Annotated in this window: 23 protein-coding genes and 1 rRNA gene; 19 read left to right on the top strand and 5 right to left on the bottom strand. The window is 38.0% G+C overall.

What is annotated here, in order from left to right; all coding sequences use genetic code 11:
* Positions 1-146: 146 nt before the first annotated feature.
* From J0N78_RS21925 to moaD, 4 genes are read left to right on the top strand one after another with little or no spacing between them, the layout of a single operon-like run.
* The gene (locus tag J0N78_RS21925) at positions 147-1421 is read left to right on the top strand and encodes a molybdopterin molybdotransferase MoeA (RefSeq protein WP_209125251.1); all 1275 of its coding nucleotides are present in this window, start codon (positions 147-149) and stop codon (positions 1419-1421) included.
* Positions 1406-1936: a molybdopterin-guanine dinucleotide biosynthesis protein B gene (gene mobB, locus J0N78_RS21920; protein WP_209125250.1), complete on the top strand. Its 531-nt coding sequence runs from the start codon at positions 1406-1408 to the stop codon at positions 1934-1936. Before J0N78_RS21925 ends, mobB begins: the two co-directional genes overlap by 16 nt.
* Complete coding sequence (locus J0N78_RS21915; RefSeq protein WP_209125249.1) at positions 1929-2396, top strand: molybdenum cofactor biosynthesis protein MoaE; 468 nt, start codon at positions 1929-1931, stop codon at positions 2394-2396. Before mobB ends, J0N78_RS21915 begins: the two co-directional genes overlap by 8 nt.
* A gap of 2 nt (positions 2397-2398) precedes the next feature.
* Positions 2399-2632, top strand: a complete 234-nt coding sequence (moaD, locus tag J0N78_RS21910) for a molybdopterin converting factor subunit 1 (RefSeq protein ID WP_247747486.1) — start codon at positions 2399-2401, stop codon at positions 2630-2632.
* Positions 2633-2870: 238 nt separating this feature from the next.
* Here moaD and J0N78_RS21905 read toward each other — a convergent pair whose 3' ends face one another.
* Positions 2871-3455 (bottom strand): molybdenum cofactor guanylyltransferase, encoded by a 585-nt coding sequence (locus J0N78_RS21905; RefSeq protein WP_209125247.1) that lies wholly within the window; start codon positions 3453-3455, stop codon positions 2871-2873.
* Positions 3456-3696: 241 nt separating this feature from the next.
* Positions 3697-4983 carry an MFS transporter gene (locus tag J0N78_RS21900; RefSeq protein ID WP_209125246.1) on the bottom strand — a complete coding sequence of 429 codons (1287 nt, stop codon included), beginning with the start codon at positions 4981-4983 and terminating at the stop codon, positions 3697-3699.
* A gap of 183 nt (positions 4984-5166) precedes the next feature.
* Here J0N78_RS21900 and J0N78_RS21895 point away from each other — a divergent pair, with 183 nt between their 5' ends.
* The 3 genes from J0N78_RS21895 (at position 5167) to pflA (ending at position 9089) form a co-directional block, all read left to right on the top strand.
* Entirely contained in the window at positions 5167-5793 is a 627-nt protein-coding gene (locus J0N78_RS21895) for an NAD(P)/FAD-dependent oxidoreductase (protein ID WP_307794988.1), read from the top strand.
* A 289-nt stretch (positions 5794-6082) separates the two neighbouring features.
* On the top strand, positions 6083-8335 hold the full coding sequence (pflB, locus tag J0N78_RS21890; protein WP_209125245.1) for a formate C-acetyltransferase: 2253 nt from the start codon (positions 6083-6085) through the stop codon (positions 8333-8335).
* Positions 8336-8357: 22 nt separating this feature from the next.
* Positions 8358-9089 (top strand): pyruvate formate-lyase-activating protein, encoded by a 732-nt coding sequence (gene pflA, locus J0N78_RS21885; RefSeq protein ID WP_209125287.1) that lies wholly within the window; start codon positions 8358-8360, stop codon positions 9087-9089.
* 280 nt (positions 9090-9369) lie between these two features.
* On the opposite strand, the gene J0N78_RS21880 is transcribed toward pflA, so the two are convergent.
* Positions 9370-10128, bottom strand: a complete 759-nt coding sequence (locus J0N78_RS21880) for an Mrp/NBP35 family ATP-binding protein (RefSeq protein ID WP_209125244.1) — start codon at positions 10126-10128, stop codon at positions 9370-9372.
* 149 nt (positions 10129-10277) lie between these two features.
* On the opposite strand from J0N78_RS21880, the gene J0N78_RS21875 reads away from it, so the two are divergent.
* The 9 genes from J0N78_RS21875 (at position 10278) to J0N78_RS21835 (ending at position 19168) form a co-directional block, all read left to right on the top strand.
* Positions 10278-11990 carry a methyl-accepting chemotaxis protein gene (locus J0N78_RS21875; RefSeq protein WP_209125243.1) on the top strand — a complete coding sequence of 571 codons (1713 nt, stop codon included), beginning with the start codon at positions 10278-10280 and terminating at the stop codon, positions 11988-11990.
* Between the two features lie 124 nt (positions 11991-12114).
* A complete protein-coding gene (locus tag J0N78_RS21870; protein WP_209125242.1) occupies positions 12115-13233 on the top strand; it encodes a TIGR04053 family radical SAM/SPASM domain-containing protein in 1119 nt (372 codons plus the stop codon).
* Positions 13234-13557: 324 nt separating this feature from the next.
* Positions 13558-14730 (top strand): MFS transporter, encoded by a 1173-nt coding sequence (locus tag J0N78_RS21865; protein WP_209125241.1) that lies wholly within the window; start codon positions 13558-13560, stop codon positions 14728-14730.
* Positions 14727-16850 carry a formate dehydrogenase subunit alpha gene (fdhF, locus tag J0N78_RS21860; protein ID WP_209125240.1) on the top strand — a complete coding sequence of 708 codons (2124 nt, stop codon included), beginning with the start codon at positions 14727-14729 and terminating at the stop codon, positions 16848-16850. Before J0N78_RS21865 ends, fdhF begins: the two co-directional genes overlap by 4 nt.
* A gap of 22 nt (positions 16851-16872) precedes the next feature.
* Positions 16873-17415 carry a 4Fe-4S dicluster domain-containing protein gene (locus tag J0N78_RS21855; protein ID WP_209125239.1) on the top strand — a complete coding sequence of 181 codons (543 nt, stop codon included), beginning with the start codon at positions 16873-16875 and terminating at the stop codon, positions 17413-17415.
* A 29-nt stretch (positions 17416-17444) separates the two neighbouring features.
* Positions 17445-17978 (top strand): QcrA and Rieske domain-containing protein, encoded by a 534-nt coding sequence (locus J0N78_RS21850; protein ID WP_209125238.1) that lies wholly within the window; start codon positions 17445-17447, stop codon positions 17976-17978.
* Positions 17971-18162, top strand: coding sequence for a hypothetical protein (locus J0N78_RS21845; protein ID WP_209125237.1), 192 nt, complete (start codon positions 17971-17973; stop codon positions 18160-18162). Before J0N78_RS21850 ends, J0N78_RS21845 begins: the two co-directional genes overlap by 8 nt.
* Positions 18163-18193: 31 nt before the next feature.
* On the top strand, positions 18194-18427 hold the full coding sequence (locus J0N78_RS26275; protein ID WP_280637267.1) for a helix-turn-helix domain-containing protein: 234 nt from the start codon (positions 18194-18196) through the stop codon (positions 18425-18427).
* Positions 18428-18457: 30 nt separating this feature from the next.
* A complete protein-coding gene (locus J0N78_RS21835) occupies positions 18458-19168 on the top strand; it encodes a Crp/Fnr family transcriptional regulator (protein WP_209125236.1) in 711 nt (236 codons plus the stop codon).
* Between the two features lie 201 nt (positions 19169-19369).
* On the opposite strand, the gene J0N78_RS21830 is transcribed toward J0N78_RS21835, so the two are convergent.
* Positions 19370-19912, bottom strand: a complete 543-nt coding sequence (locus tag J0N78_RS21830; RefSeq protein WP_209125235.1) for a hypothetical protein — start codon at positions 19910-19912, stop codon at positions 19370-19372.
* Between the two features lie 371 nt (positions 19913-20283).
* On the opposite strand from J0N78_RS21830, the gene J0N78_RS21825 reads away from it, so the two are divergent.
* On the top strand, positions 20284-21006 hold the full coding sequence (locus J0N78_RS21825; RefSeq protein ID WP_209125234.1) for a YwiC-like family protein: 723 nt from the start codon (positions 20284-20286) through the stop codon (positions 21004-21006).
* 554 nt (positions 21007-21560) lie between these two features.
* On the top strand, positions 21561-23060 hold the full coding sequence (gene zwf / locus J0N78_RS21820; RefSeq protein ID WP_209125233.1) for a glucose-6-phosphate dehydrogenase: 1500 nt from the start codon (positions 21561-21563) through the stop codon (positions 23058-23060).
* 179 nt (positions 23061-23239) lie between these two features.
* Here the strand turns inward: zwf and gndA are convergent, their stop codons facing one another.
* Positions 23240-24652 (bottom strand): NADP-dependent phosphogluconate dehydrogenase, encoded by a 1413-nt coding sequence (gene gndA, locus J0N78_RS21815; protein WP_209125232.1) that lies wholly within the window; start codon positions 24650-24652, stop codon positions 23240-23242.
* Between the two features lie 624 nt (positions 24653-25276).
* Here gndA and J0N78_RS21810 point away from each other — a divergent pair.
* A 16S ribosomal RNA gene (locus J0N78_RS21810) occupies positions 25277-25383 on the top strand; the annotation flags it as partial.

Below are 25383 nucleotides of genomic sequence, written 5' to 3'. Positions count from 1 at the left end.
TAGCTTTTGGACCGTAAGCCAAGCGGATGCTTGGCTCTTCACGTATAGCGTGAAGGTTTTATTTTCAAAAAACGGTCCAAAAGCAACAAAGTTTACGAAAACAGCCATATATAAAGAATTCATGGTGGATTAGGGAGGAAAATGAATTGGTAGAAAGAAGAACCCCGATACCTGTTTCAAAAGCTGTACATAAGATTATGGAAAATGTGAAAATGAATGGAGACGTTGAGTATGTTCCGATTGAGGAAAGTCTCGGACGATACTTAGGGGAACCGTTAAAAGCAGATCATGACGTCCCACCATTTGATCGGTCACCCTATGACGGGTTTGCCATTCGAAGTGAGGACACTCAGAATACATCATCTGATCAGCCTGTCACGCTTGAAGTCATTGAAGAAATTGGTGCAGGAACGGTAGCTAAATCGACACTGCAAAAAAATCAAGCAATTCGAATTATGACCGGTGCTCAAATCCCAATTGGAGCAGATGCCGTCATTATGCTTGAACTCGTCAAAGAAATGCAAGATAACGGAAAGTCCTACATAAAAGTGAAACGAAAAGTAGTATCAGGTGACAATATATCTAGGCAAGGTGAAGATGTTCAAAATGGTGCGATCTTACTTGCAAAAGGAACAAAAATTAATGAAGGAACAGTAGCATTACTAGCAACGTTCGGTTATGCAAACGTGCCTGTATTTAAAAAGCCTGTGGTCGGCATTATTGCAACAGGATCTGAGCTGCTAGATGTAGGTGAGCCACTTGAGCCAGGTAAAATCCGCAATAGTAATGGTTATATGATCGCTGCACAAATTAGAAAAATCGGTGCTGAGACTAAGTTTTTTGGGAAATTAGCAGATGACTTTGATTCATGCTACGAGAAAATTGAAAGGTCACTGACTGAAGTCGATGTTTTGATTACGACAGGCGGTGTTTCTGTTGGAGATTATGATCACTTACCTGAAATTTATAAGAAGCTTCAAGCCGAAGTTTTGTTTAATAAAGTAGCGATGCGCCCAGGAAGTGTGACAACAGTAGCTGTAAAGGATGGAAAATTCTTGTTCGGTCTTTCTGGGAACCCATCTGCCTGCTTTGTCGGTTTTGAATTGTTTGCGCGTCCTGCTATTCTTAGCCTAGTTGAAACAGAACAGGTTCATTTACAAAAGGAAAAGGCTATACTCGAAAAAGACTTTCCAAAGCCGAACCCGTTTACACGCTTTGTACGAAGTAAGGTGTCGATCAAAGAAGGAAAGCTTGTCGTAACGCCTGTTGGATTAGATAAATCGGGTGTTGTTTCTTCGATTGCTTTTGCAAACGCACTACTTATGTTACCCGGTGGTACGAGAGGTTTCGAACGTGGAATGGACGTCAAAGTGTTGCTTTTAAATGGAGAAGGAAGTAAGACAACTTGGGAGCAGAAATGAAACTGATTCAAGTCGCAGGCTATAGCAATTCAGGAAAAACAACGTTAATTGAAAAATTAGTAGCAAGGTTAAAAGACCAAAGAAAGAAAGTTTCAGTGATTAAGCATCATGGGCATAAAAACAGATTATTTGCCTTAGATACCGGAAAAGATTCTGCACGGTTTCGTGAAGCTGGTGCTGCTGGTACGACGGTAGTTGCGGGAAACAAGCTTCAAGTTCATTTTGAAAACGAAGCGAACTGGTCGCTTGCAGATGCACTAAAATTTCAGCAGTTTTTTAATACAGATATTGTCATCATTGAAGGCTTTAAAAAGGAACCTTTTCCGAAAGTTGTCATTGTGAGAAGAGAAGAAGACTTACAGCTGCTTGACCGACTTGAAAATATTCATGTGATTCTATTTTGGGAAAAAATCATTCTTCCATTAGAACTAAATGTACCCCATTTTTATATCAATGACTTTGATCTTTTTTTTGATTGGTTGATGAACAATATATTGGAGGAAAAAAATGAGTGAACAGCTTTTTGAAATAATAAAAGAACCGATTTCCATCGAAAACATCGTTAATAAAGTAGTAGATCGTAATGCTGGCGCAATCAATACGTTTATCGGTACGGTTAGAGAGATGACAGGTGAGAAAAAAACGGTGTATCTTCGTTATGATGCATACGAAACGATGGCTGTAAAAAAACTGGCTCAGATTGGTGATGAAATTCAGGAAAAGTGGCCAAAGGCGAAAGTGGCAATAACTCATCGAATTGGCGACCTAGACATTACGGATATTGCAGTCGTCATTGCTGTTTCGACGCCGCATCGTGCCGATTCCTATGATGCGAGCCGCTATGCGATCGAAAGAATTAAAGAGATTGTCCCGATATGGAAGAAAGAACATTGGGAAGATGGGCAAGAATGGGTAGGAAACCAACTCGAAACAGAAAAGTATGAAGCAGGAAAGCCAGAAATTAAAGAGGTGTAATGATGAAAGTGTTATTATTTGCCCAATTAGAAGAAGTGGTCGGTGACAGAGAAATTGAAATTAACAGTGCACCGTTAACCGTCAAACAATTTAAGCATGTTTTACGTGAAAAGTACCCGGATTTACCACCGTTAGACAATACGATCATCGCCGTCAATGAAGAGTATGTAAAAGATGATGCGGTAATCAATGAAAATGATGTCATTGCTCTCATTCCGCCAGTAAGTGGTGGGTAATGGAAAAATGGCTTTAATACAAGAAAGCAATTAATCTGGAAGCAAGCGGATCATGATTCCACTAATTATGCAAAGACACATCATTCGATATGGAAATGGACCGTGGTTCCGTTATTATGATAAAAGAGCCTCTCTGCTTAAGGCTTCTTAGAGAATAACGGAACCAGTGTCAGAAAGCAGGGGAATATTAGAATATAACGGATCATCTGTCCACTTACAACAACATAAAGGCAGTCTACTATATCATGTCTGCTTTCGTATTAATATTATGGAACGCTTCTAGGTTATCGAACTGACTTTCATCTAAAAATAGAGTATTCACCGCTTCGAATAGCATACCCATCTTTAATTCGTTATTACTCAGATGTTTTTCAATCGTCGGTAAAGACCGGCGGTGATATCCAGCAATTAGTGGCTGATTTTTCCCATTAATGATTGGTATTACTGCATCCTTATTAGGATATTTTTCAATGAAAGACAGGAGTTGTTTTATAACGTCTTCTTTGATAAAGGGTGTATCGCAGGGGAGGAGGATATACCATTCAGAATGTACTCTTTTCATTGCGGTATAAATGCCGGCTAACGGACCTAATCCTCGATACTTTTCATCATCTAATAGAACTTCATAGGGTGTTTGTTTACGAAGTGGTTCGATCAGCTGAGTTTGAGTTATAATTATTATATCTTCTACTGTATTTTTTAAAGCCTCGATACTGTATTGGTAAAAAGGTTTTCCATTTAGCTTGTAAAGAGCCTTTGGTTCCCCGAATCGGCGTGATGCCCCGCCAGCTAATAACACTCCTACAGCATGATAGGAATTCATATGATATCTCCTTTAAATCAGACATTATACTATCTTAGATTATTTCATAATTAATTTGATTTTGCTATTGGAATTACTTTATTAATATACTCCCTTTTTGTAATAGCAAATCATTTAGAAACAAACATGTGAATAGCCTTAATTTGCTTCGTTACGACCAAAAAGTCAAAAAACAGGCTCTTCCCATTCATAGGTGAAATGGAGAGAACCTGGCTTTTATTTGTCAGTCATTGTCTTTACTTTAGCATTTTACTTCAGCATTTTTTCGTTGATAATAATAAATGTTAAGTAAAATTGAGATAACATAAAATCCGATAAAGAAGTATAAAGCAGTAACAGGTGTACCGGTAGTCGCTACAGACCATCCAAATAATTTAGGAATAAAGAAGGAACCGTATGCTGCAAATGCTGCGGTAAAGCCTAGAACAGGTGCAGCTTCTTTTACTGGGAAGATGATTGGGATCATTTGGAAAGTTGAACCAGATCCCATTCCTGCTGCGATAAATAACACAAGGAATGCAATTAAGAACCCTATAAAATGCTGTTGACCTGCAAAGTAGATTACCTCGAGTGCACCAACAATCATAGCAAATAGAACATACGTTGTTACTTTAGCACCACCTAATTTATCCGAAAGCCATCCACCAATTGGTCGGAAAGCCGCAGCTAAAAATGCGCCAAGAAAAGCAAGGGATACAAACTCTGGAAATTCAGATCTTAATAAAAGTGGAAATGCTGCTGCATAGCCAATAAACGAACCAAACGTAGCTACGTATAACCATGTCATAATCCAAGTATGCTTTCTTTTAACAATAACAAACTGGTCTGATACCGATTGTTGGGCTGTCGGTAGGTTATCCATCCCAAAGTAGGCAACGATCGTCATAATGATAATCGGAAGTACCCAGAAAAATGCCGCATTTTGTAGCCAAATTTGTGAACCGTCTGGCAATACTTGAGCTTCACCACCAATAAAAGCAAACGTGCCTAGTGTAATAACTAAAGGAGTAACGAATTGAACGACGGAAACCCCCATGTTTCCTAAACCACCATTAATACCAAGCGCTGTTCCTTTTTCTTTTTTTGGAAAAAAGAAGCTAATATTTGCTGATGCCGATGAAAAGTTACCGCCGCCTAGTCCGCAAAGTGCAGCTAACAAGAGCATAATCCAGTAAGGTGTATCTGGATTTTGAACCGCAATACCAATCCCGATTGCTGGGATGGCTAAGATTGCCGTTGAAAATACAACCCAGTTTCGACCTCCAAATTTACCAACTGCAAACGTATAGACAAAGCGTAACGTTGCTCCAATCAACCCAGGAACAGCTGCTAATGTAAATAATTGCTCCGATGTAAATTGAAACCCAATATCATTTAATCGAACGGCGACAACAGACCAAATTTGCCATACGATAAATGCTAGCATTAATGTTGGTACGGATATCCATAAATTTCTTTTTGCGTGTCGCTTTCCTTCTTTTTCCCAAAAAATCTTATTTTCTGGCTCCCATTTTGTAATTCTCGCCATGATTTATTCCCCCAAATACAATTGTTTAATTTTGTTAACATCGATGTTCTTTACAAAACCGATGATACAATCAAAATAAAAAGTTGAATGTGATTTTTATCACAACTTAAAATGAGTTGAGAGTCTATTATAGATGCATAGGAAAACTTCAAAGGTAACGCATGTAAATATGATTGTGAAATAGTGAGCAAGTGGAGGGATAACAATGAAAAACAGCAATTAATTATGATTGGGAATGGGATGGCGGGAGTTAGAGTTATCGAAGAACTGTTAAAAATCAATTCGCATCAATATGAGATTACGATTTTTGGAAAAGAACCACACCCTAATTACAACAGGATTCAACTTTCTAACATTCTCCAAGGTGAAACGAGCTTTGAAAACACGATTTTGAACGATTTAGATTGGTACAAAGCCAATCAAATCCAGTTATTTACGGGGGAAGAGATTACTTCAATTGACCCTCATCTAAAGCTTGTATACTCAAACAATGGGAAAGTTTTACAATTTGATGAACTAATAATAGCAACTGGCCCAAAGCCATTTATTTTACCTATACCTGGAGCAGAGCTTTACGGAGTGGTTGGATTTAGAGATATTGAAGATTGTGTGACGATAATGGAAACGGCGAAGGAATATAAAAAAGCAGTCGTTATCGGTGGTGGACTTCTCGGGCTTGAAGCAGCAAAAGGCCTTCTTCATCTAGGAATGGAAGTGGATGTCGTTCATTTACCAGAGCATTTAATGGAGAAACAGCTAGACGCGGTAGCTTCAAACATGTTAAGGAGAGAGCTTGCTGAGCAAATGTAATTATTCAATTATCTGAACTGGAGTCAAGCGTGATTTATTTTAATGAAGCTAAAGGTAAGTGTTTAAAAAAACGACCATTTAGTGAACACAGCTGTTACGATACGTTATTGTGATTTTTATCACAGTAGTCAATATTATCGTCTTGTTAAACTATTATTTATAGATAATATAGAAATATTAAAGAAGACGTCATTAGTAATTGGAATGAATTTACCTAATATGTATCGTTTGCTACGTCATTCTATTAACGTCTTTATCCTATTGTTAACTTTCAGGGGAGTTGAAAATAATGAGTCAGCCGAAAAGTTTTATAAAAGGAAATTGGAATCAGGAAATTGATGTGAGAGATTTTATTCAAAAAAATTATACACCTTACATGGGTGATGACACTTTTTTAGTACATGCAACAAATAACACACATAAATTGTGGGAACAAGTGATGGAATTAACGAAAAAAGAACGAGAAAACGGTGGTGTGTACGACTTAGACACCGCCATTGTTTCAACGATCACTTCACATGGCCCCGCTTATTTAGATAAAAATAAAGAAACTGTTGTTGGCTTCCAAACCGATCAACCGTTCAAGCGCTCATTACAGCCTTATGGCGGAATTCGTATGGCAGCAACCGCTTGTGATGCTTATGGATATAAAATTGATCAAGAAGTTGATCGCTTTTTTAGCGACTATCGAAAAACACATAATCAAGGTGTGTTTGATGTATATACCGATGAAATGAAGCTTGCAAGAAAAGTAGGGATTATTACTGGTTTACCGGATGCTTACGGTCGCGGCAGAATCATTGGTGATTATAGAAGAGTGGCATTATACGGTGTTGATTTTCTAATCGCTGAAAAGAAGCATTCGCTTCAAGAGATGGGCCGCAGAATGTCAGAAGAGATTATTCGTTTAAGAGAAGAGATTGCCGAGCAAATTAAAGCACTCAAAGAATTGAAATCACTTGCAGCTGCCTATGGATTTGATATTTCAGGTCCAGCGACAACCGCAAAAGAAGCGTTTCAATGGTTGTATTTCGGCTATTTGGCAGCGATCAAAGAGCAAAACGGAGCAGCAATGAGTTTAGGTCGTGTCTCTACTTTCTTAGATATTTACATTGAAAATGACTTAAAAGAAGGCCGTATAACTGAAGAAGAGGCACAGGAATTAGTTGATCATTTTATTATGAAACTACGACTCGTCAAGTTTGCGAGAACACCAGAATACAATGATCTATTTAGCGGTGATCCGACCTGGGTGACAGAATCAATCGGCGGTGTCGGTTTAGACGGCAGACCTTTAGTAACAAAAACGTCATTCCGTTTCATTCATACGTTAACAAACTTAGGGCCAGCGCCGGAACCGAATTTAACGGTACTTTGGTCTACGCAGCTCCCAGAAAACTTTAAACGATATTGTGCAAAAATGTCGATCCAAACGAGTTCACTTCAGTATGAAAATGATGATTTAATGCGAGTAGAGTTCGGCGATGATTACGGGATTGCTTGCTGCGTATCAGCAATGCGTATTGGAAAACAAATGCAATTTTTCGGTGCTAGAGCAAACTTAGCAAAAGCATTACTCTATGCCATCAATGGCGGTATCGATGAAAAGGCGAAAATCCAAGTTACACCGAGGTTTGAAAACGTTCAAAGCGATTACTTAAATTATGATGAAATCATGGCCAAGTTTGATCATGTGATGGAGTGGCTAGCTGAGCTTTATATTAACACATTAAATGTTATTCATTATATGCACGATAAGTATAATTACGAGCGCATTGAAATGGCGTTACATGATAAAGAAATCTTCCGGACGATGGCTACAGGTATTGCCGGATTATCGGTTGTTGCTGACTCTTTAAGTGCAATTAAACATGCAAAGGTAAAGACAGTTCGTGATGAAAGTGGTATTGTTGTCGACTATGTGGTCGAAGGGGAATATCCTCAATATGGAAATAACGATGATCGAGTCGATGAAATAGCTAAAGATATCGTGAAACGCTTTATGAAAAAACTGAAAAAGCATGATACGTACCGTCATTCAACAACGACAATGTCAATCTTAACGATTACTTCGAATGTAGTTTATGGAAAGAAAACAGGGAACACCCCAGACGGTAGAAAAGATGGGGAGCCCTTCGCACCAGGAGCTAATCCGCTTCATGGTCGAGATAAAAAAGGAGCACTCGCTTCGCTGAATTCAGTAGCTAAATTATCTTATAAGCATTCATTAGACGGAATATCGAACACATTTTCAATCATTCCGAAAGCATTAGGTAAAGAGCCAGAAGATCGAATTACTAATTTAGCAGCAATCTTAGATGGTTATTCAGAAAAAAATGGACATCATCTAAACATTAACGTATTTGATCGCAAGACACTGCTTGATGCGATGGACCACCCAGAATTATATCCACAACTAACAATCCGTGTTTCTGGGTATGCGGTAAACTTTATCAAATTAACGAGAGAACAACAGTTAGATGTCATTAATCGAACATTCCATGATTCCATCGGAGGAAAACAAAAAGTCGTACCAGTTTAAAGAAGATGAAAAGGGGCTTCTTATTATGAAAGGTTACGTGCATTCAGTTGAGACATCAGGTATGGTAGACGGGCCCGGTATTCGATATGTAATTTTTATGCAAGGCTGCTTATTACGCTGTCAATTTTGTCATAATCCTGATACATGGGAACAAAAGAAAGGTGAACCTGTTGACGTAGAAGATCTAATCCGTGATATTGAAACGTATATCCCGTACTTAAAGCGTTCAAACGGAGGAGTAACCGTCAGTGGTGGTGAACCGCTTTTACAAATAGACTTTCTCATTGCTTTATTTAAACGATGTAAAGAATTAGGTCTTCATACAACGATTGATACGTCTGCAGGCTGCTTTTCAAAAAGCCAATCGTTTATTCAATCCTTAGAAGAGTTATTACAATATACTGATTTATTTTTACTAGACCTGAAACAAATCGATAACGAAAAACACAAACAATTAACAACCGTTCCAAACACACATATCCTTCAGTTTGCACAACTATTATCTCGGAAACAACAACCGGTTTGGATCCGCCACGTGCTTGTTCCTGGAAAGACAGATGCAGAAGAGGATTTAAGAAACCTAGCTTCTTTTATTCAAACTCTAGCGAATGTGGAAAAAGTAGAGGTTCTACCCTATCATCAAATGGGGGTATATAAGTGGGAGCAGCTCGGGTTAAAATACCCACTTTGTGACGTCAATCCACCAGAACCAGAAACCGTCGCGCGCGCGAAACAAATTTTAGGTGTTCAATAGTAAGGATGACGAAAAAAACTAATAGCTTTGATGTTGAACATTAAATTTTAGCTCACTTAACTAACGCTACAGACAATCAGTAAAGAACCCTAGCTTAATAAGAGTTAGCTCTGGGAACTTTACGTTAATTCCTCATAGTTAGATATAGACTAGGAGGCTGACTCATTTGAGACAGCCTCAATTTTTTTTGAGAAAGGCTCTGTTAAAGGACATCGCTGATCAATATAAAAAAGCCATTACCTAACTGGCAACGGCTTACGCTATATACTTTCCCAATTGATTAATTTATCGCTGCTTGCTTTATGAATAATCGATCGATTTGACTTGCTAGATCATTATAGTGGGGAAATAAGTTTGAAGTCTCATCATAAATGATCGGGACTTCCCCGTTTTCATTCGGGACCGCCATTGGTAGTGAAGCTAAAACGTTTGTTTCTAATGTCTTAGCCAATGCTTCGCCTCCCCCTTTACCAAAAAGATAATATTTCTCGGCATTTTCAATCGGCGGCTCAAAATAGGCCATATTTTCAATAACTCCTAAAATATCATGGTTCGTATTCTGTGCCATTGTTCCAGCTCGTTCTGCTACATGTGTAGCTGTTGGATGCGGGGTTGTAACGATAATTTCTTTACATTCAGGAAGCATATGATTTAAATCCAGAGCGACATCACCTGTTCCTGGAGGCATATCTAAAATTACATAATCGAGCTGCCCCCAAATGACGTCCTTAAAGAAATGTTCAACCATTCTGCCGAGCATTGGTCCTCTCCAAACAATCGGACTATTTCCCGGTACCATAAACCCTGTAGACATTACACTTAACCCATGAGAACCGACGGGAATAATTTTATTATTAATCGTTTTCGGGCGATCCGTAATATTCAACATTTTCGGAACGCTAAACCCATAAATATCTAAATCCATGATAGCCACACGTTTATTTAAGCGAGATAAAGCGAGAGCTAGATTAACAGCTACTGTTGATTTTCCCACTCCACCTTTACCACTAGTAATCGCAATTACATTTCCAGAAATCATGTTTTTCACTCCTAACTTTTGATGTACAAGAAGGTACAACTTTATTTTAGTATCACTCGAATATTTAAGATGTGATTTTTCTCACACTGCGAAATGATAAATAAGATTACAATGCTAGTAAAAGTAATTAGACTACGGGGGAGAAGTAGATGAAGAAAAAAAATGGTGTGACATTAAAGCTAGGATTGATCATATTTACTACGATCTTTATTTCAATGACAATTATATCGATTTCAAACTATCGGATCATTTATGAAAAGGTAAAAGAAGCAGCAGCGGTTGAATTGTATGGATGTGCAAGTATAACGACGGGTCTATTAAATCCGAATGAAATAGAACAGCTTGCTCAAGGGGATTTAACGAAAGCAGATGAAATCGGACAGCTGATTAGCTGGACCGTCGACCATAAAGCAATTTTTGAAACGCAGTACATCCTTTCGCTAGAAGGAAAAATTTTAGCTGCAGATGTTCATTTACAGGAACAAGGGTTTCAACCAGGGGATAGGTTCTATTTAGATGAAGAGGCATTACAGATGATGAAAACAATGGGGCATCCCCATTATTCTGATATTTATGAGTATGGTGGTATGAAACGTCTCACGGGGTATGCACCGATTTTTAAAGATCATGATCCGAGTAAAGAAATGATTGCCATAAGTGCGATTGATTTTGATGCGAGTATTGTCCATGAAAGAACGTGGGATATGGTGAAAGGTGGATTTTTGATCGGGATCATTCCTTTAATCATAACAACAATAGTGACGATTTGGATGGTTGGAAAAACGATGAAACCAATTTCGCAATTTATCGTCTATGCAAGAAAAATTGCTCAAGGGGATTTAACGGCTCCACGATTAACACTTCAACGAAACGATGAAATAGGAGAACTAGCGGGTGACTTTAATTTTATGGTTGATCAATTACAAGAAATCGTTGGGGATGTTTCAAAAAGTACGGATCAAGTAGCCGCAACGTCTGATCAATTATCTGATCAAGCAGAGCACATAACGACTGCAACCGAGCATAATTCTGAACGAATTAAAAGTATACAAAAAGATTCACAACAGCAAGTAAGCCAATCTAATCATATCAAGGAAGTGGTGACCCACATCTCAAATGATATGAAAAAAGTATTAGATCGTATAAATCGAACGACCAATGTTTCAGAGCTTGCTAATCAAAAGGCAGACACCGGTGATGACGTTATTAAACGTGCAATTGTACAAATGGAAATGATCAAACAAAATTCAGTTTCTATGAAAGAAACGATGAATGGACTTGATCAAAAATCTGAACAAATAAACGAAATCATTTCAATGATTAAAGCCATAGCCGATCAAACTAATTTACTCGCTTTAAATGCAGCGATTGAGGCAGCAAGAGCAGGAGATCACGGAAAAGGGTTTGCAGTGGTGGCTGATGAAGTTCGAAAATTGGCAGAGCAGTCCTCATCTGCAACTAAAGAGATTAGTCACTTAATTACTCAGATTCAAGAAGAAACAACAGAAGCGGTAAAAACTTCTTCAGAAGGTGACAAAGCGGTGACAGATGGTATTTATGTGATGAATCAAGCAGGTGTATCATTTCATGATATTTCTGAAACCATTAATGTGATTACGAGTGATGTAGACCAAATTAGTCAAAGGTTAAAAGAAATGAATGGTGAAATAGGAAAAATAGTCGACTTAACAGAAATGATTGTAGATATCTCTCTGCGTCATGCCGAACATACCAATTTTGTAGTAGACTCGACCGACCAACAAACAGCAGCAATGCAAGAAGTTAGAGCGGCTTCGAATGAACTAACGATGATGTCGGAAAGACTTCAAAAGAAAATTGATCATTTTAAATTAAAAGGATAAATGATGACTAGGCAAAAATTTAGTGGAAGTTTGTTCATTGTGATAGAGTTCACAGTCAAATGAAGTCATTTCTCTTATAGTTAAGTAGACGTAAGCATTTTGCTGTAGAAGGAGTAGACTGGCTATGAATATATTAGCGACACAACGTAATTATAATGAATATCCTTTCATTGTCATATGGGAAGTAACGAGAGCATGTGCATTAAAATGTCTTCACTGCCGGGCAGAGGCTCAATATCATGCGGATCCTAGACAGTTATCTTTTGAAGAAGGAAAGAAGTTAATTGATCAAATCGCTGAGATGAATAATCCTCTGTTTGTTTTTACGGGAGGGGACCCACTCATGCGTCCTGATTTATTTAAGCTAGCCCAATATGCGATAAATGAAAAGAAGTTGGCAGTGTCAATGACGCCAAGTGCAACACCGAAAGTGACGCAAGCGGCCGTAGAGCAAGCAAAAGACGTCGGACTATCAAGGTGGGCCTTTAGTTTAGATGGATCGAACGCGGAGATTCATGATTATTTTAGAGGCACAAATGGTTCATTTGACCGGACGATGAAAGGAATTTCATATTTAAAAGAATTAAACATCCCTATACAAATCAATACAACGGTTTCAACTTATAACATTGATGATTTAGAGCGAATTAGTGAAAAAGTAATGGAAATGGGTGCTGTCCTTTGGAGTTTATTTTTCCTGATTCCCACTGGTAGAGCTCAACAAAAAGATATGCTATCTTCGAAACAACATGAGGAAGTGATGCAGTGGTTAGTAACCGTCCAGGAAAAAATGCCGTATCACGTAAAAGCGACAGAAGCTCCTCATTACCGCAGGGTGTTTTTGCAAAATAAAAAGGCTCCTAAAAATGGCGAGATCCGTAGTTTACCAAGTAAATCAGAGGAGACAAAAACCGAAAAACGTGTAGATGTGCTTGGACGAGCTCCAAAAGGCGTCAATGATGGCGACGGGTTTGTTTTTATCAGTCATATTGGTGATGTGTACCCAAGTGGCTTTTTACCTGTAAAGTGCGGAAATGTGCGCGAGCAATATCTGCTAGATATCTATCAACATTCCCCTGTCATGAAAGAATTACGCGATAAATCACTATTAAAAGGCAAATGCGGTCTTTGTGAGTACAAGGAAATTTGCGGGGGCTCACGAGCGCGTGCCTACGCAGTGTATGGCGATTACCTAGAAAGAGACCCAAGCTGCGAATATATTCCGGCTGCTTTTACTAAATAAGGCCAAAGTTTAGTCAAAGAGCTTCATTCTGTGGAATGAGGCTTTTTGTGGCTTTTATAAAGAGCGTCGAGATCAGCCAATAAGGATGTCTGTTCAGACATCGATTAAAAATATCACAACGTTCACATTTCTGCTAAACACCTGTCTAACGCCAGCAAATACAACACTTCACCCATAGTATGACCCATCGCAAAATCAATCTGTCATTATTTTGTCACGATATTTTTTGTCCTCCTGTGAAAAAATTCACAGTGCCAAAAATTTATAGGATCTACAATAATTATAACAAAACAAATTGTGATTTAACGTAGGGGAGTGACAAGGATGACGCAGTTTGAAAAATCCTTTTATTCAAAAACAAGCATGTATGCTTTTATTGTCGTTTTACTACTCATTTTCTCGATGTGGGTAGGAACAAAGCAGTTTACACACGTAGATATGATGTTGTTTGGTTATCTTATTGCATCGTTTGTTTTCGCGATCGGGATGACTATTAGAATTTGCTCTTGGGCGATTCGTCCAGCAACACACCAAGTAATAAAACGAACAATTCATAACTTAAAAACAGGAAAAAGACAGAAAAGAAATATTAAGGCGATTACAAAAACTTTAGTTGAAAATATTATTTTTCAAAAATTTATCTTCAAACGCGGGATCTATCGCGGTATTCAACACTGGCTTGTCGCCTGGGGCTGTATTGGGTCTTTTGCTATTACATTCGGACTGACATTCGGTTGGATGCACTTTAATCTCGTAGATCCGCAAACCTATCAACTCGTTTTCATGGGAATTCCGATGATCAAGATGGCAGCTGATGGCCTCATTGCTGAACTAGTATACAACGGGCTAAATATTACCGCGTTAATGGTTTTAACTGGTGTTATTATGATGTTTATCCGTCGTGCAAGAGACAAAGGTGTACAAGTAACCCAACGATTTGAATTTGACTTGTTTCCTTTATATATCCTGTTAGCAGTAACAGTTACAGGATTAATCTTAACGGTTTCCTACAAATTTTTAGGTGGCTTTTTGCATCAGTATTTAACACTCATTCATCAAGTAACGGTCGTTATCTTTCTCGTTTATTTCCCATTCGGAAAGCTTTTCCACTTACCGATCCGTCCGTTAGCAGCGGCTGTTCCAATGAACTACCAAGAACAGGTGCAAGTGGATACAAGACCATGTAAAAAGTGTGGCACGACGTATAGTAGTGACGATCAAATAGATGATGTAAAAGGGATCTTAGGTGCACAAGCGTTTGACCTCCAACTAAAGGATGGTACGTATTTAGCGGACTATTGTCCGTCTTGCCGAAGAAGAATACGGGTCATGAGTCAATTAAACTTAGAAAATACGTCAGGTAATCCATTTGGACCGATTGAAACAAATAACGGTATTCATATACCAGGTTTTGGTCGTAAACGAGCAGATGAGTTTTATGATCGAGACAAGGAAAAGACGTTAGTCACCGTACAAACGAGGGGGAGAAATAAATGACACAATATCTTGTAAAAGAAGGCGTACAAAATTTACAGCATGAAGGCGAAAAATTAATTTCAACACACTGTTGTTACTGTGGAATGCAATGCGGCATGCATATTCGTTTAGATGAAAAAACAAATAAAGTGGTTGGAGTAGAACCACGCTATGATTGGCCGGTTACTTTAGGAAAGATGTGTCCAAAAGGAGTGACCGCTTATCAAACGATTGATCATGAAGAGCGAATAACAAAGCCTCTCATCAAAAAGAATGGACAATTTATCGAAGCAACTTGGGCTGAAGCGCTTGACCTTATCGAGAAAAACTTCAAAAAGTTACAAAGTGAACACGGTAAAGATGCGCTTGGAGTATTTGGTGGCGTATCAATGACAAATGAAAAATGTTATCTCGTTGGTAAATATGCACGAGCGGTACTAGGAACCCGCTACGTCGATTACAACGGACGCTTTTGCATGAGTTCAGCTGCAGGTGGTTTCATGGCAACCTTAGGTACAGACCGGGGTTCAACATTACCTTGGCCAGAACTGGAGCACGCCGATTGCTTTTTCATGGCTGGCTCGAACACAGCAGAATGTCATCCGACGAGTATTCAATGGTTATGGAAAGCAAGAGATAAAGGGGCGAAAATGATCGTAGTGGATCCACGTGAAACCCCGACAGCTCGCATAGCCGATGTACATCTTGACTTAAGACCGGGGACAGATGACACATTAGCGAGTGGAATGCTGCACCTACTCATAAAAGAAGGTTATGTAGATGAAGCGTATGTAAATGAGCGCTGCAACAATTACGAAGAATTAATAAATTCGGTAGAACATTTTACACCGGAATTCACTTCCAATATTACAGGCATTGATGTTGATAAAATTGTGAAAGCTGCTCACATTTATGGCCGTTCACCTCGTTCTGTTGTTATGTTTGCTCGCGGAATAGAACAACAATCAAAAGGTGTTGACAATGTCCGCCTTTACACGTCGATGGCACTTCTTAGAGGACAAATCGGTAAATTTGCCTCAGGCGTTGCAACATTTACAGGGCAAGCGAACGGGCAAGGTGGTCGTGAGCATGGTCAGAAAGCAGATGCACTACCAGGTTACCGTAAAATTTCTGACCCTGAAGCTGTAAAGTACGTTTCTAGTGTTTGGGGAATTGACCCTGCAGATATGCCAAGAGAAGGAGTTTCTGCCTATGAAATGTTTGATGAGATTAAGGAAGGCCGCATTCGCGGAATGCATGTTATGTGTAGTAACCCAGCGGTTTCCGCACCAAACCTCGAACATATTTGGAATGGTTTTAAGAAATTAGACTTTTTAGTCGTCAGTGACTTCTTTATGTCAGAAACGGCTGAGTTTGCAGATGTAGTCCTTCCAGCAACGACATGGGCAGAAGATGAAGGGACAACAACGAACCTTGAAGGCCGTGTCATTCGTATTCGGAAAGTAAAAGATCCAATTGGGGAATCAAAACCAGATTGGCAAATTATGAAGGTGATTGCAGAGCGGATGGGTAGAGGTCATTTATTTAACTATGACAATCCGCGTGAAATTTTCGATGAGTTCCGTCTCGCATCAAAAGGCGGGAAAGCCGATTATTACGGAATTACGTACGAGAGAATTGATAAAGAAGATGGTGTATTTTGGCCATGTCCGACAGAGGATCACCCAGGAACACCAACGATGTTTATCGATAAATTCGGAACACCTGATGGAAAAGCAAACCTTCCAGTCGTGAATTACCGAGCCTCAGGTGAAGTGCCTGATAGTGAATATCCTTTATATTTAACAACGGGCCGAGTTGTTTTCCACTTTTTATCAGGAAGCCAAACAAGAAGAACTAAATTTTTAATGGAGCAATGTCCTACCCCTTATGCGGAAATGCATCCTGCACTAGCAAGTCAATATAGACTAGCGAACGGGGACAAAGTGAAATTAACGACAAGACGATCAGAAATGGAATTAGATGTCCGATTAACGAAGGCTATCCGTGAAGATACAGTATTTGTCCCATATCATTGGGGGAAAGAGCTTGCCATTAATCAAATAACAAATCCAGCATTAGATCCAGTTTCGAGAATGCCTGAATTTAAAGTTTGCTCGGTGAAAATGAAAAAGGCTTAATTGATAATAAGGAGTGTTTGCAATGAATAAAGTCATGTATCTAGAATTTGAAAGGTGTATCGGTTGTCGCTCATGTCAAGCGGCTTGCCGCGAATGTGGAGGCCATGATGCGAAGGAGCGGAACTATGTTGAATATGTCGATTTCATGGAAAGTAGACAGACGTTTCCGATGTTGTGCATGCAATGTAAAGACCCTGCATGTGCCCGTGTATGTCCAGCGAATGCAATTCAAATTACTGAAGAAGGTGTAGTCCTTTCAGCGATGGAGGAAAAATGTATTGGCTGTAGAAACTGTACGTTTGGTTGCCCATTCGGTATTCCGAAATTCGATTTTGAAGAAAATAAGATGTACAAATGTGATATGTGTTATGACCGGACACAATACGATATCGCTCCAATGTGTGCATCTGTTTGTCCGAGTGATGCGATCCGCTTTATCGACTTTGACGAAATGCAAGCTTTACGCAGACGTCGTACACAGATGAATTTAATTGAAGGGAAAAAGCCTTCTGAACAAGATAAATGGCAATACGTACCTGAGTTTTTCGGGGTGTATTCGGATTAATAGACTTCAAGGCCAAAGGAGGGAGAAAGATGACAGATCAAAAGAAACTCGGACGGAATAAAAGAAACAGTAAAGATGATATGGTTAACCTTGTCGATAATCTAAGTCGAGACGATGATATGAAATATAATCGCCGTGCCTTTTTAAAAACGGCAGTAGGGGCGTCGGTCGCCTTAGGGCTTGCAACTGTTCCATTTTCGGTTCGCGCAATGCTAGGTATGGCAGAAGAGGATTTTGAAAAAACGGAAATTGCTAAAGTGGTAGATGTACCTAAAGGAAGCTCGGTCACGTTTAAGTATCCAACAGAGGAAGATCCAGCTTTATTAATTCATTCGAAAAGCGGGGAGTGGTTAGCTTATAATAGTGCGTGTCCACACTTAATGTGTCCTGTTTTCTATGAACCAGAAAAAGAAGAATTAGTTTGTCCGTGCCATAAAGGCTATTTTAACTTGCATAGTGGTCAGCCGATGGCTGGACCGCCACAGCGAGAGTTGCCTCTAATAGAAATCGAAATTGCAAATGGTGTTGTTTATGCTGTTGGAAGGAAAGTTCGCCATGGCTAAAAAAATGTGTTGGATCATTATTTTTGTTACGGTCGGGATCAATGTTGTTATGCTTCAATGGACGATTATGGCATATCTAGGACTAGAGTATGAGAAGATTTATAGCTACACCATTGTTGGAGTTTTGTCATCCATCATTGCTTTTATTACTTATTTAAAATGGCGGAAATATGAATATCAATAAATGAAAAACTATAAAGGAGTCAACACGGCTGTTGGCTCCTTTAAGTAATTCTTATGGAGAAAAACATGAAAAAGGGATCCTAATAAATCTTCATTTGACTAACAAGGATATCGCGCGTTTTATGAGTACTTCAAGAGAAAGTGTAAATCGTATGGTAAATGAGCTAAAGAAAAAGAATATTATTGAGATAGAAAATGGGTTAATCATTATTCAAAATCGAGACTATCATGTTAAACTAAGATATATATGGCATATAATAAAATGAGTTTACTTTAAAATGTTGGAGTGAGGCTATTTGGAAAAAAAAGCGGTAGAAATGAAAAGGTTTTTTAGTGAATTGTCTCATAATAACCAACAGATACTTCTTAAATCTGGTACAAAGATGAAAGCGCATGAAGGTACAGTGCTGTTTGTTGAAGGAGATCAACCGGAATTTGTGTATCTCGTCCTTTCTGGTCAAGTCAGCTTAAGTAAAGTGACGATAGACGGAAAAGAGTTTTCAGTGCACTTAAAGCAGAAAGATGAACTTGTCGGTGAAGTTGGTTTATTTAATGAAATGGCAATTAGTGTTACGGCAAAAGTAGTTGGCGAAGCAGAGCTTGTCCGATTTGAACGCACGCAAATAGAACATTTATTTTGCCAAAACGGTGAAATTGCTATGGCTTTTATGAAATGGTTTACGAGACATACCCAGTCCACCCAAGCTAAGTTCCGTGACCTATTATTATGTGGAAAAACAGGAGCAATCTACTCGACGTTAATACGGTTTTCAAATTCGTATGGTGTTGAACATAAAAAAGGAATAAAAATTAATGTGAGCTTAACGAATCAAGATCTAGCCAATTTTATTGGAACATCAAGAGAAAGTGTGAATCGAATGCTTAATGACTTGAAAAAAGATGATGTCATTCAAATAGAGGATGGTTTTATCATTATTAAAAATATGCAATTTTTAAAAGATTATTTACATTGTGGAGACTGTCCAGTAGAGATATGCACGATCTGATGAAAATGAGAGGTTGACTTTAAGAGAATGTGTCAAATGAGAAAGTGCCAGGCAGCTTAACCCCAAAATAGAGCTGCTATTTTTACAAGAAGTAGTAACTCTATTTTGTGTAAAAAAGAGGAGTGCCAACACTTATGAATCACTCTACCAAGTCAGTCTTTTTTCATTTTATACTAAGTAAGTACATAATGCTCTTTACACTTAGAAAAACTCTCCGGTCGCAGTAATTGACAGGTCACTAGCGGTCAATACTTTTTCACCGAATCGAGTGAGTAACGTTACATTTTTTAATAAAAAGGGTTTGTCATTTTCAAGCTCGTAATCGATTAAAATCCCGTCTGCTAATTTTTCAATTCCTGAAAACACTTCTACTTTTTGTCCTTCCATTGAGCGATGCTTTGCTTTTAAAATAAATTCTCGCCATTCTTTGTACCTGTCATAAATATAAGCCTTTCCCCCGTCTGGTAAATAGCCAATAAACGCACTTGAATCATTGATGGATGGACCTTCACAGTGATCTAGAAGCTGCTCTATCAGTTGGTGTATTCTATCTAATTCGATTAAGTTCGATTCAGCTGGAAATGAAAGAACCCAGTATTTTTCTTTTCGATTATGAATTATTTTTAATTCATATAATTGATGTAGTTTAATCTGTAGCTCCTCTGTCAAATGATTTACTATCGAACCATCAATCGTAACGTTCATTGGAGCCATTTGTTGATAAGAAATCGTTACCGATAACATAAATACCATCCTTTCAAGCTTACGTATTAGCTATACTTTAGCAAACAATAATCAAAGTAACAGTGCGAAAAATCACACACGAAAAAATGTATTGTGTGTGATGTATTTCACATCGTATTCTATTACAATCCGTTACACTAATTGAAGAGAGGCGCTGCTAAATAGTGCAGACCCTTTCCTCCCCTATGACTGGCGCTAGACTCATCATGTAAGCTTTGCTGAACAGCTTTTCGTATGGGTTAAGCGCCAGTAGATAATAAACTTATTTATAGTGGCAAATGGAGTTGTTCAAGCCTTTTCAATGAATGCTTTATAAAGTAACAAACGCTACAACAACAGCCACTTATAAAGACAGAAAGGAGAGATGGATGATGAAGCTATTTATTCCACGTGAGCATGGAGCATGGGCGATGTTAATCATTCCGTATGTATTAGGCGCATTATTTAGTTCAACGAATTGGATTCATTTGTTTTTCTTTATCGGTATATTAAGCTTTTATTTTGCAACAGGCCCTGTTCTCGCTTATGTTCGACAACCGAAACTAGGTAAAGCAGTTGTGCCTGCCTTGTGGATATATATTTTAACTGGCTGCCTTTTTACGATACCTGTCCTAACCCAGCTTCCTTTTATCGCTGTAATATTACTAGGAATTAGTCCTTTTTTTATAATGAATTTATGGTTTGCCAAACAGAAGAAAGAACGAATGTTTTTAAATGACGTAATCGCAATTTTCGGTTTATCTTTTCTTGTGCTTATCGCTTTTTATATTGGGCATCGTGAAATACCAACGCAAGCCTACCTTATTATGTTTTTAAACTTTTGTTTCTTTATTGGCAGTGTTTTTCATATTAAAACTTTTATTCGTGAACACGGTAATAAACAATTTCAAAAGCTTTCAAATATCTATCATAGTGGTTTAGTTATCATTCCACTCTTATTGGGGCTACCATGGATTGCACTTGCGTTAGCGGTAAGTTCGTTAAAAACATGGCTGATGCCAAGAAATAAAAAAGTAAAGCCCGTTACCTTAGGACTAATAGAAATGGGAAATAGCGTTGCATTTGTATGCCTCCTCGTCGCATTTCTCACTTAGGGTGTTAGGCACCTTTAGTATAGTAAAGACTCCTTTTTCCGAATTGACGGAAGTGAGGAGTTTCTTTTTTTGAAGAACTATGAAAGTATAAATTTTGAGATGTCTAGCGCAAGCGCCCAGCGTCTAATGGACTTCGCTCTCCTCCTTACGATAAGTCAACATCGGATTCGTTATCGCTTCATCGTGTTTCCTTTATCTCATACGGCTCAGTCCAGTCCGTACGTCGGTAAACGGGCGCTTGCGCTTTTCTTATTTTAGTTGCATTCAAATATAAATAAAACAACTGAATAAATAAAAAAACAAGCAAATAGATTGATTTTAGTATACCACTCGACTAGAATTGAAATGTTGCTTATTGTAAGTTCCTTTAGTGATGGCCTGATTCTAATTAGACGTCATAATTTAATTAAAGGAAGGGAAAAATAAAAATAGTATGTCATAAATGCTTTGTATATTAGGTGTTTGTACAAACTAAAGAAACTTAATTAGGAATTTAGTACATTCCTTTTAAAAAAAGAGAAAAATAGTTCTTATGATAAGAGAGGCTTTTATAAATGAACACAAAACCGAAAACGACGTTAGTAATATTTGGAGCTACTGGTGATTTAGCGAAAAGAAAGCTTTACCCATCTATTTATAATTTGTTTAAGGCAAATCAATTATCTGAAGAGTTTGCTGTGGTTGGGCTAGGTAGAAGAGCGTGGACAAATGAGACGATTCGAGAAACTGTGAGCCAATCGCTAATACATAAAGAAAGTAATGAATCCGTTGAAAAGTTTTGCGAGCATTTTTATTATTTACCTTTTGATGTTCAAGAAAAAAATTCGTACCACGAATTAAACACGTTGTTAAGCGAGCTAGAAACGAAGCATCAAATACCAGGCAATCGCATATTTTATATGGCGATGGCACCTGAATTTTTCGGGACGATTGCAGAAAATATAAAATCAGAAGGATTAAAAAATACAGAGGGTTGGACAAGGCTTATTATTGAAAAGCCGTTTGGCCATGATCTACCTTCTGCAAAGCAATTAAACCGTGAAATACGTGAAGCTTTTTCAGAAGATGAAATTTATCGGATTGACCATTACTTAGGGAAAGAAATGGTTCAAAACATAGAAGTAATTCGTTTTGGTAATGCCATATTCGAACATTTATGGAGTAACCGTTACATTGAAAATATTCAAATTACATCAAGTGAAACATTAGGGGTAGAAGACCGAGGCGGATATTATGAAAAGTCTGGTGCTCTACGAGATATGGTACAAAATCATATGCTACAAATGGTCTCATTACTTGCGATGGATCCGCCGCTTCGATTAACACCTGAAGAGATCCGGAGTGAAAAGATCAAAGTGCTGCGAGCTTTACGTCCAGTTACCCACGAAAAAGTCAGTGATTATTTTGTTAGAGGACAATATGGACCTGGTCAAATGGATGGGGAAGAGGTCGCTGGTTACCGAAGTGAAAAAAATGTTGATCCGAATTCTTTCACAGAAACGTATGTGGCTGGAAAGCTGTTAATTGATAGTCACAGATGGGCTGGAGTTCCTTTTTATATTCGTACTGGAAAAAGAATGCATGTAAAATCAACTGAAGTGATTATTCAGTTTAAAGATCTGCCCATGAATCTTTACTTGAATAATGAGGAAAAGGTTCACCCGAACTTATTAATCATTCATGTTCAGCCTGAAGAAGGAATCTCTCTCGTATTAAATGGTAAAAAAATGGGGATTTCAGGGGAAAGTGTACCTGTTCAGCTCGATTATCGCAATGACGGTGTTGATGCGGGTAATACACCAGAAGCGTATGAGCGTCTTATTTACGATTGTATGTTAGGAGACGCAACAAACTTTGCTCACTGGGACGAAGTAGATCTATCTTGGACGTTTATCGATGCGATTTCGAAAGCTTGGCAAAGTCGAGAAATTGATATACATACGTATGAAGCTGGTTCAATGGGCCCAAAAGCTGCGGACGATTTATTAGCACAGGATGGTAACCACTGGTGGTCCAAAAATGTAATTCATATTATAGAAAGAGGTTTTGAATAATAAAAGTAATTGATATTGCTGCACCTTTAAAATTAAGTGGCACATATGCGTCGCCAGCACGTGATTATTACTTGATGGAGTATCAGTAAAGGAGATATATCGGATAAGAGAAGAGATATAATGAAAAGAAGCATTAGGATGCTATGATCCTGATGCTTCTTTTTATCATTTCGACGTATTTATTTTTCTAGCCATTTTGTATGGAAGGTACCATCTTTATCAATTCGTTGATACGTATGAGCACCAAAGTAGTCACGTTGCGCTTGTAGTAAGTTAGCCGGAAGTCGTTCGCTTCGGTAGCTGTCAAAATAAGAGAGGGCTCCAGATAAAGCTGGCACTGGAATACCACTTTGGACAGCGAGTGAAATTACATCACGTAAAGCTCCTTGATACTGATCCGAGATTTCCTTGAAGTATGGATCTAATAATAGGTTTTCTAAATTTGGATCACGGTCATACGCTTCCATAATATTTTGTAAAAAGCCAGCACGGATAATGCAGCCGTTTCTAAATACCATTGCAATTTTTCCATATTGAAGGTTCCAATCATATTCTTGTGAAGCTGCTTTTAATTGTGCAAAGCCTTGAGCGTACGAACAAATTTTACTAAAATATAGAGCTTGACGAATGGACTCGATAATTTCTTTTTTATTCCCTTTAAATTTAGGCTGAGTTGGACCTGAAAGGATTTGGCTTGCTTTCACACGCTCTTGTTTCATTGCGGATATAAAACGAGCAAAGACAGATTCCGTGATAATTGGTAACGGAACTCCGAGGTCTAATGAACTTTGGCTCGTCCACTTACCTGTGCCTTTTTGACCAGCCGTATCTAAAATTAAATCAACGATTGCTTCTCCTGTTTCTGGATCTTTTTTTGTAAAGATATCAGCAGTAATTTCAATTAAATAACTATCGAGTTCACCCTTATTCCATTCTGCAAAGATTTCATGCAATTCTTCATTACTTAAGTTCAAGCCTTGTTTCATTAAGAAATAGGCTTCACATATTAATTGCATGTCACCATATTCAATCCCGTTATGAACCATCTTGACGTAATGACCTGCACCATTTGGTCCAATATATGTACAACAAGGGTCACCATCTACTTTAGCAGATATGCCTTCTAACATCGATTGGACTAAATCATATGCTTCTTTTTGACCACCAGGCATAATTGCAGGACCTTTTAATGCTCCTTCTTCACCGCCGGATACGCCAGCTCCGATAAAATGGATGCCTTTTTCGGCAAGGTATTGATTACGTCGTATCGTATCAACAAAATATGTATTTCCACCATCGATTAAGATATCTTTTTCCGACAGGTGAGGTAAAAGCGATTCTATGGCTTTATCTGTTACTGCCCCAGCTTGAACCATTAATAAAATCTTACGTGGTACCTCGAGCGACTGAACAAATTCTTCAATACTGTATGTTCCAACTATCTTTTTATCTTCATGTTCAGCAGTGATGTTTTTTACCGTTTCAGGCGAAATATCAAAAATGGAGACAGAATACCCTTTACTTTCAAAGTTTAAAGCTAAGCTTTTCCCCATAACACCGACACCTAAAACACCGATTTGTTGTTTTGTCATTACTTCTTACATCCTTTCTTTGTTCACCAAAATCATGACAACATTAAAAATAATACCGAACTATTATCATTCTGTAAAACGGATCTTTAATTCCCCGCTACTAATCATACTATTACTTGTTTATATTTTGCTATAAAAGAGTTCTTTTATTACAACAAAATTAAGCGTAACATTCTTTTTAATAATTAAGTTACTATTATATAGAAGATAAATAGAGTAGAGGTGGATAATTGATAATATTTTTTTAAAAAGTATTGCTTAATGTACTTATATCTGATATATTACTTTTTATCGCCAAAAGCGATTTGAAGAAACATTAATTTTTATTTAATTATATTTTTAAAAAATCTATTGCCTAGTTCGAATGAATATGATATATTATTACCTGTCGCTTTCGAGAAGTGATGAAAATAACAACATGTGATGCTTTAAAAAAGTTGTTGACTAATTGTTGACTAGGTGATATAATTAAATTCTTGTCGTTAACGAAGACAACGATTAAAGAGTTCTTTGAAAACTGAACAAAAAGCCAAGCGAAATAAAGAGATACATGATATCTCTTCAATTAAACTTCATTTAATATGAAGTTGTCACTAAGGTGACAAATGAGCTTAATCAAACACTTTTATGGAGAGTTTGATCCTGGCTCAGGACGAACGCTGGCGGCGTGCCTAATACATGCAAGTCGAGCGGACCAATTAAGAGCTTGCTCTTATGAGGTTAGCGGCGGA

The sequence above is a fragment of the Alkalihalobacillus sp. BA299 genome, assembly GCF_017745675.1.
Taxonomy (GTDB): domain Bacteria; phylum Bacillota; class Bacilli; order Bacillales; family Bacillaceae_F; genus Alkalihalobacterium.
This window is presented reverse-complemented; position numbering and strand designations above follow the sequence as displayed.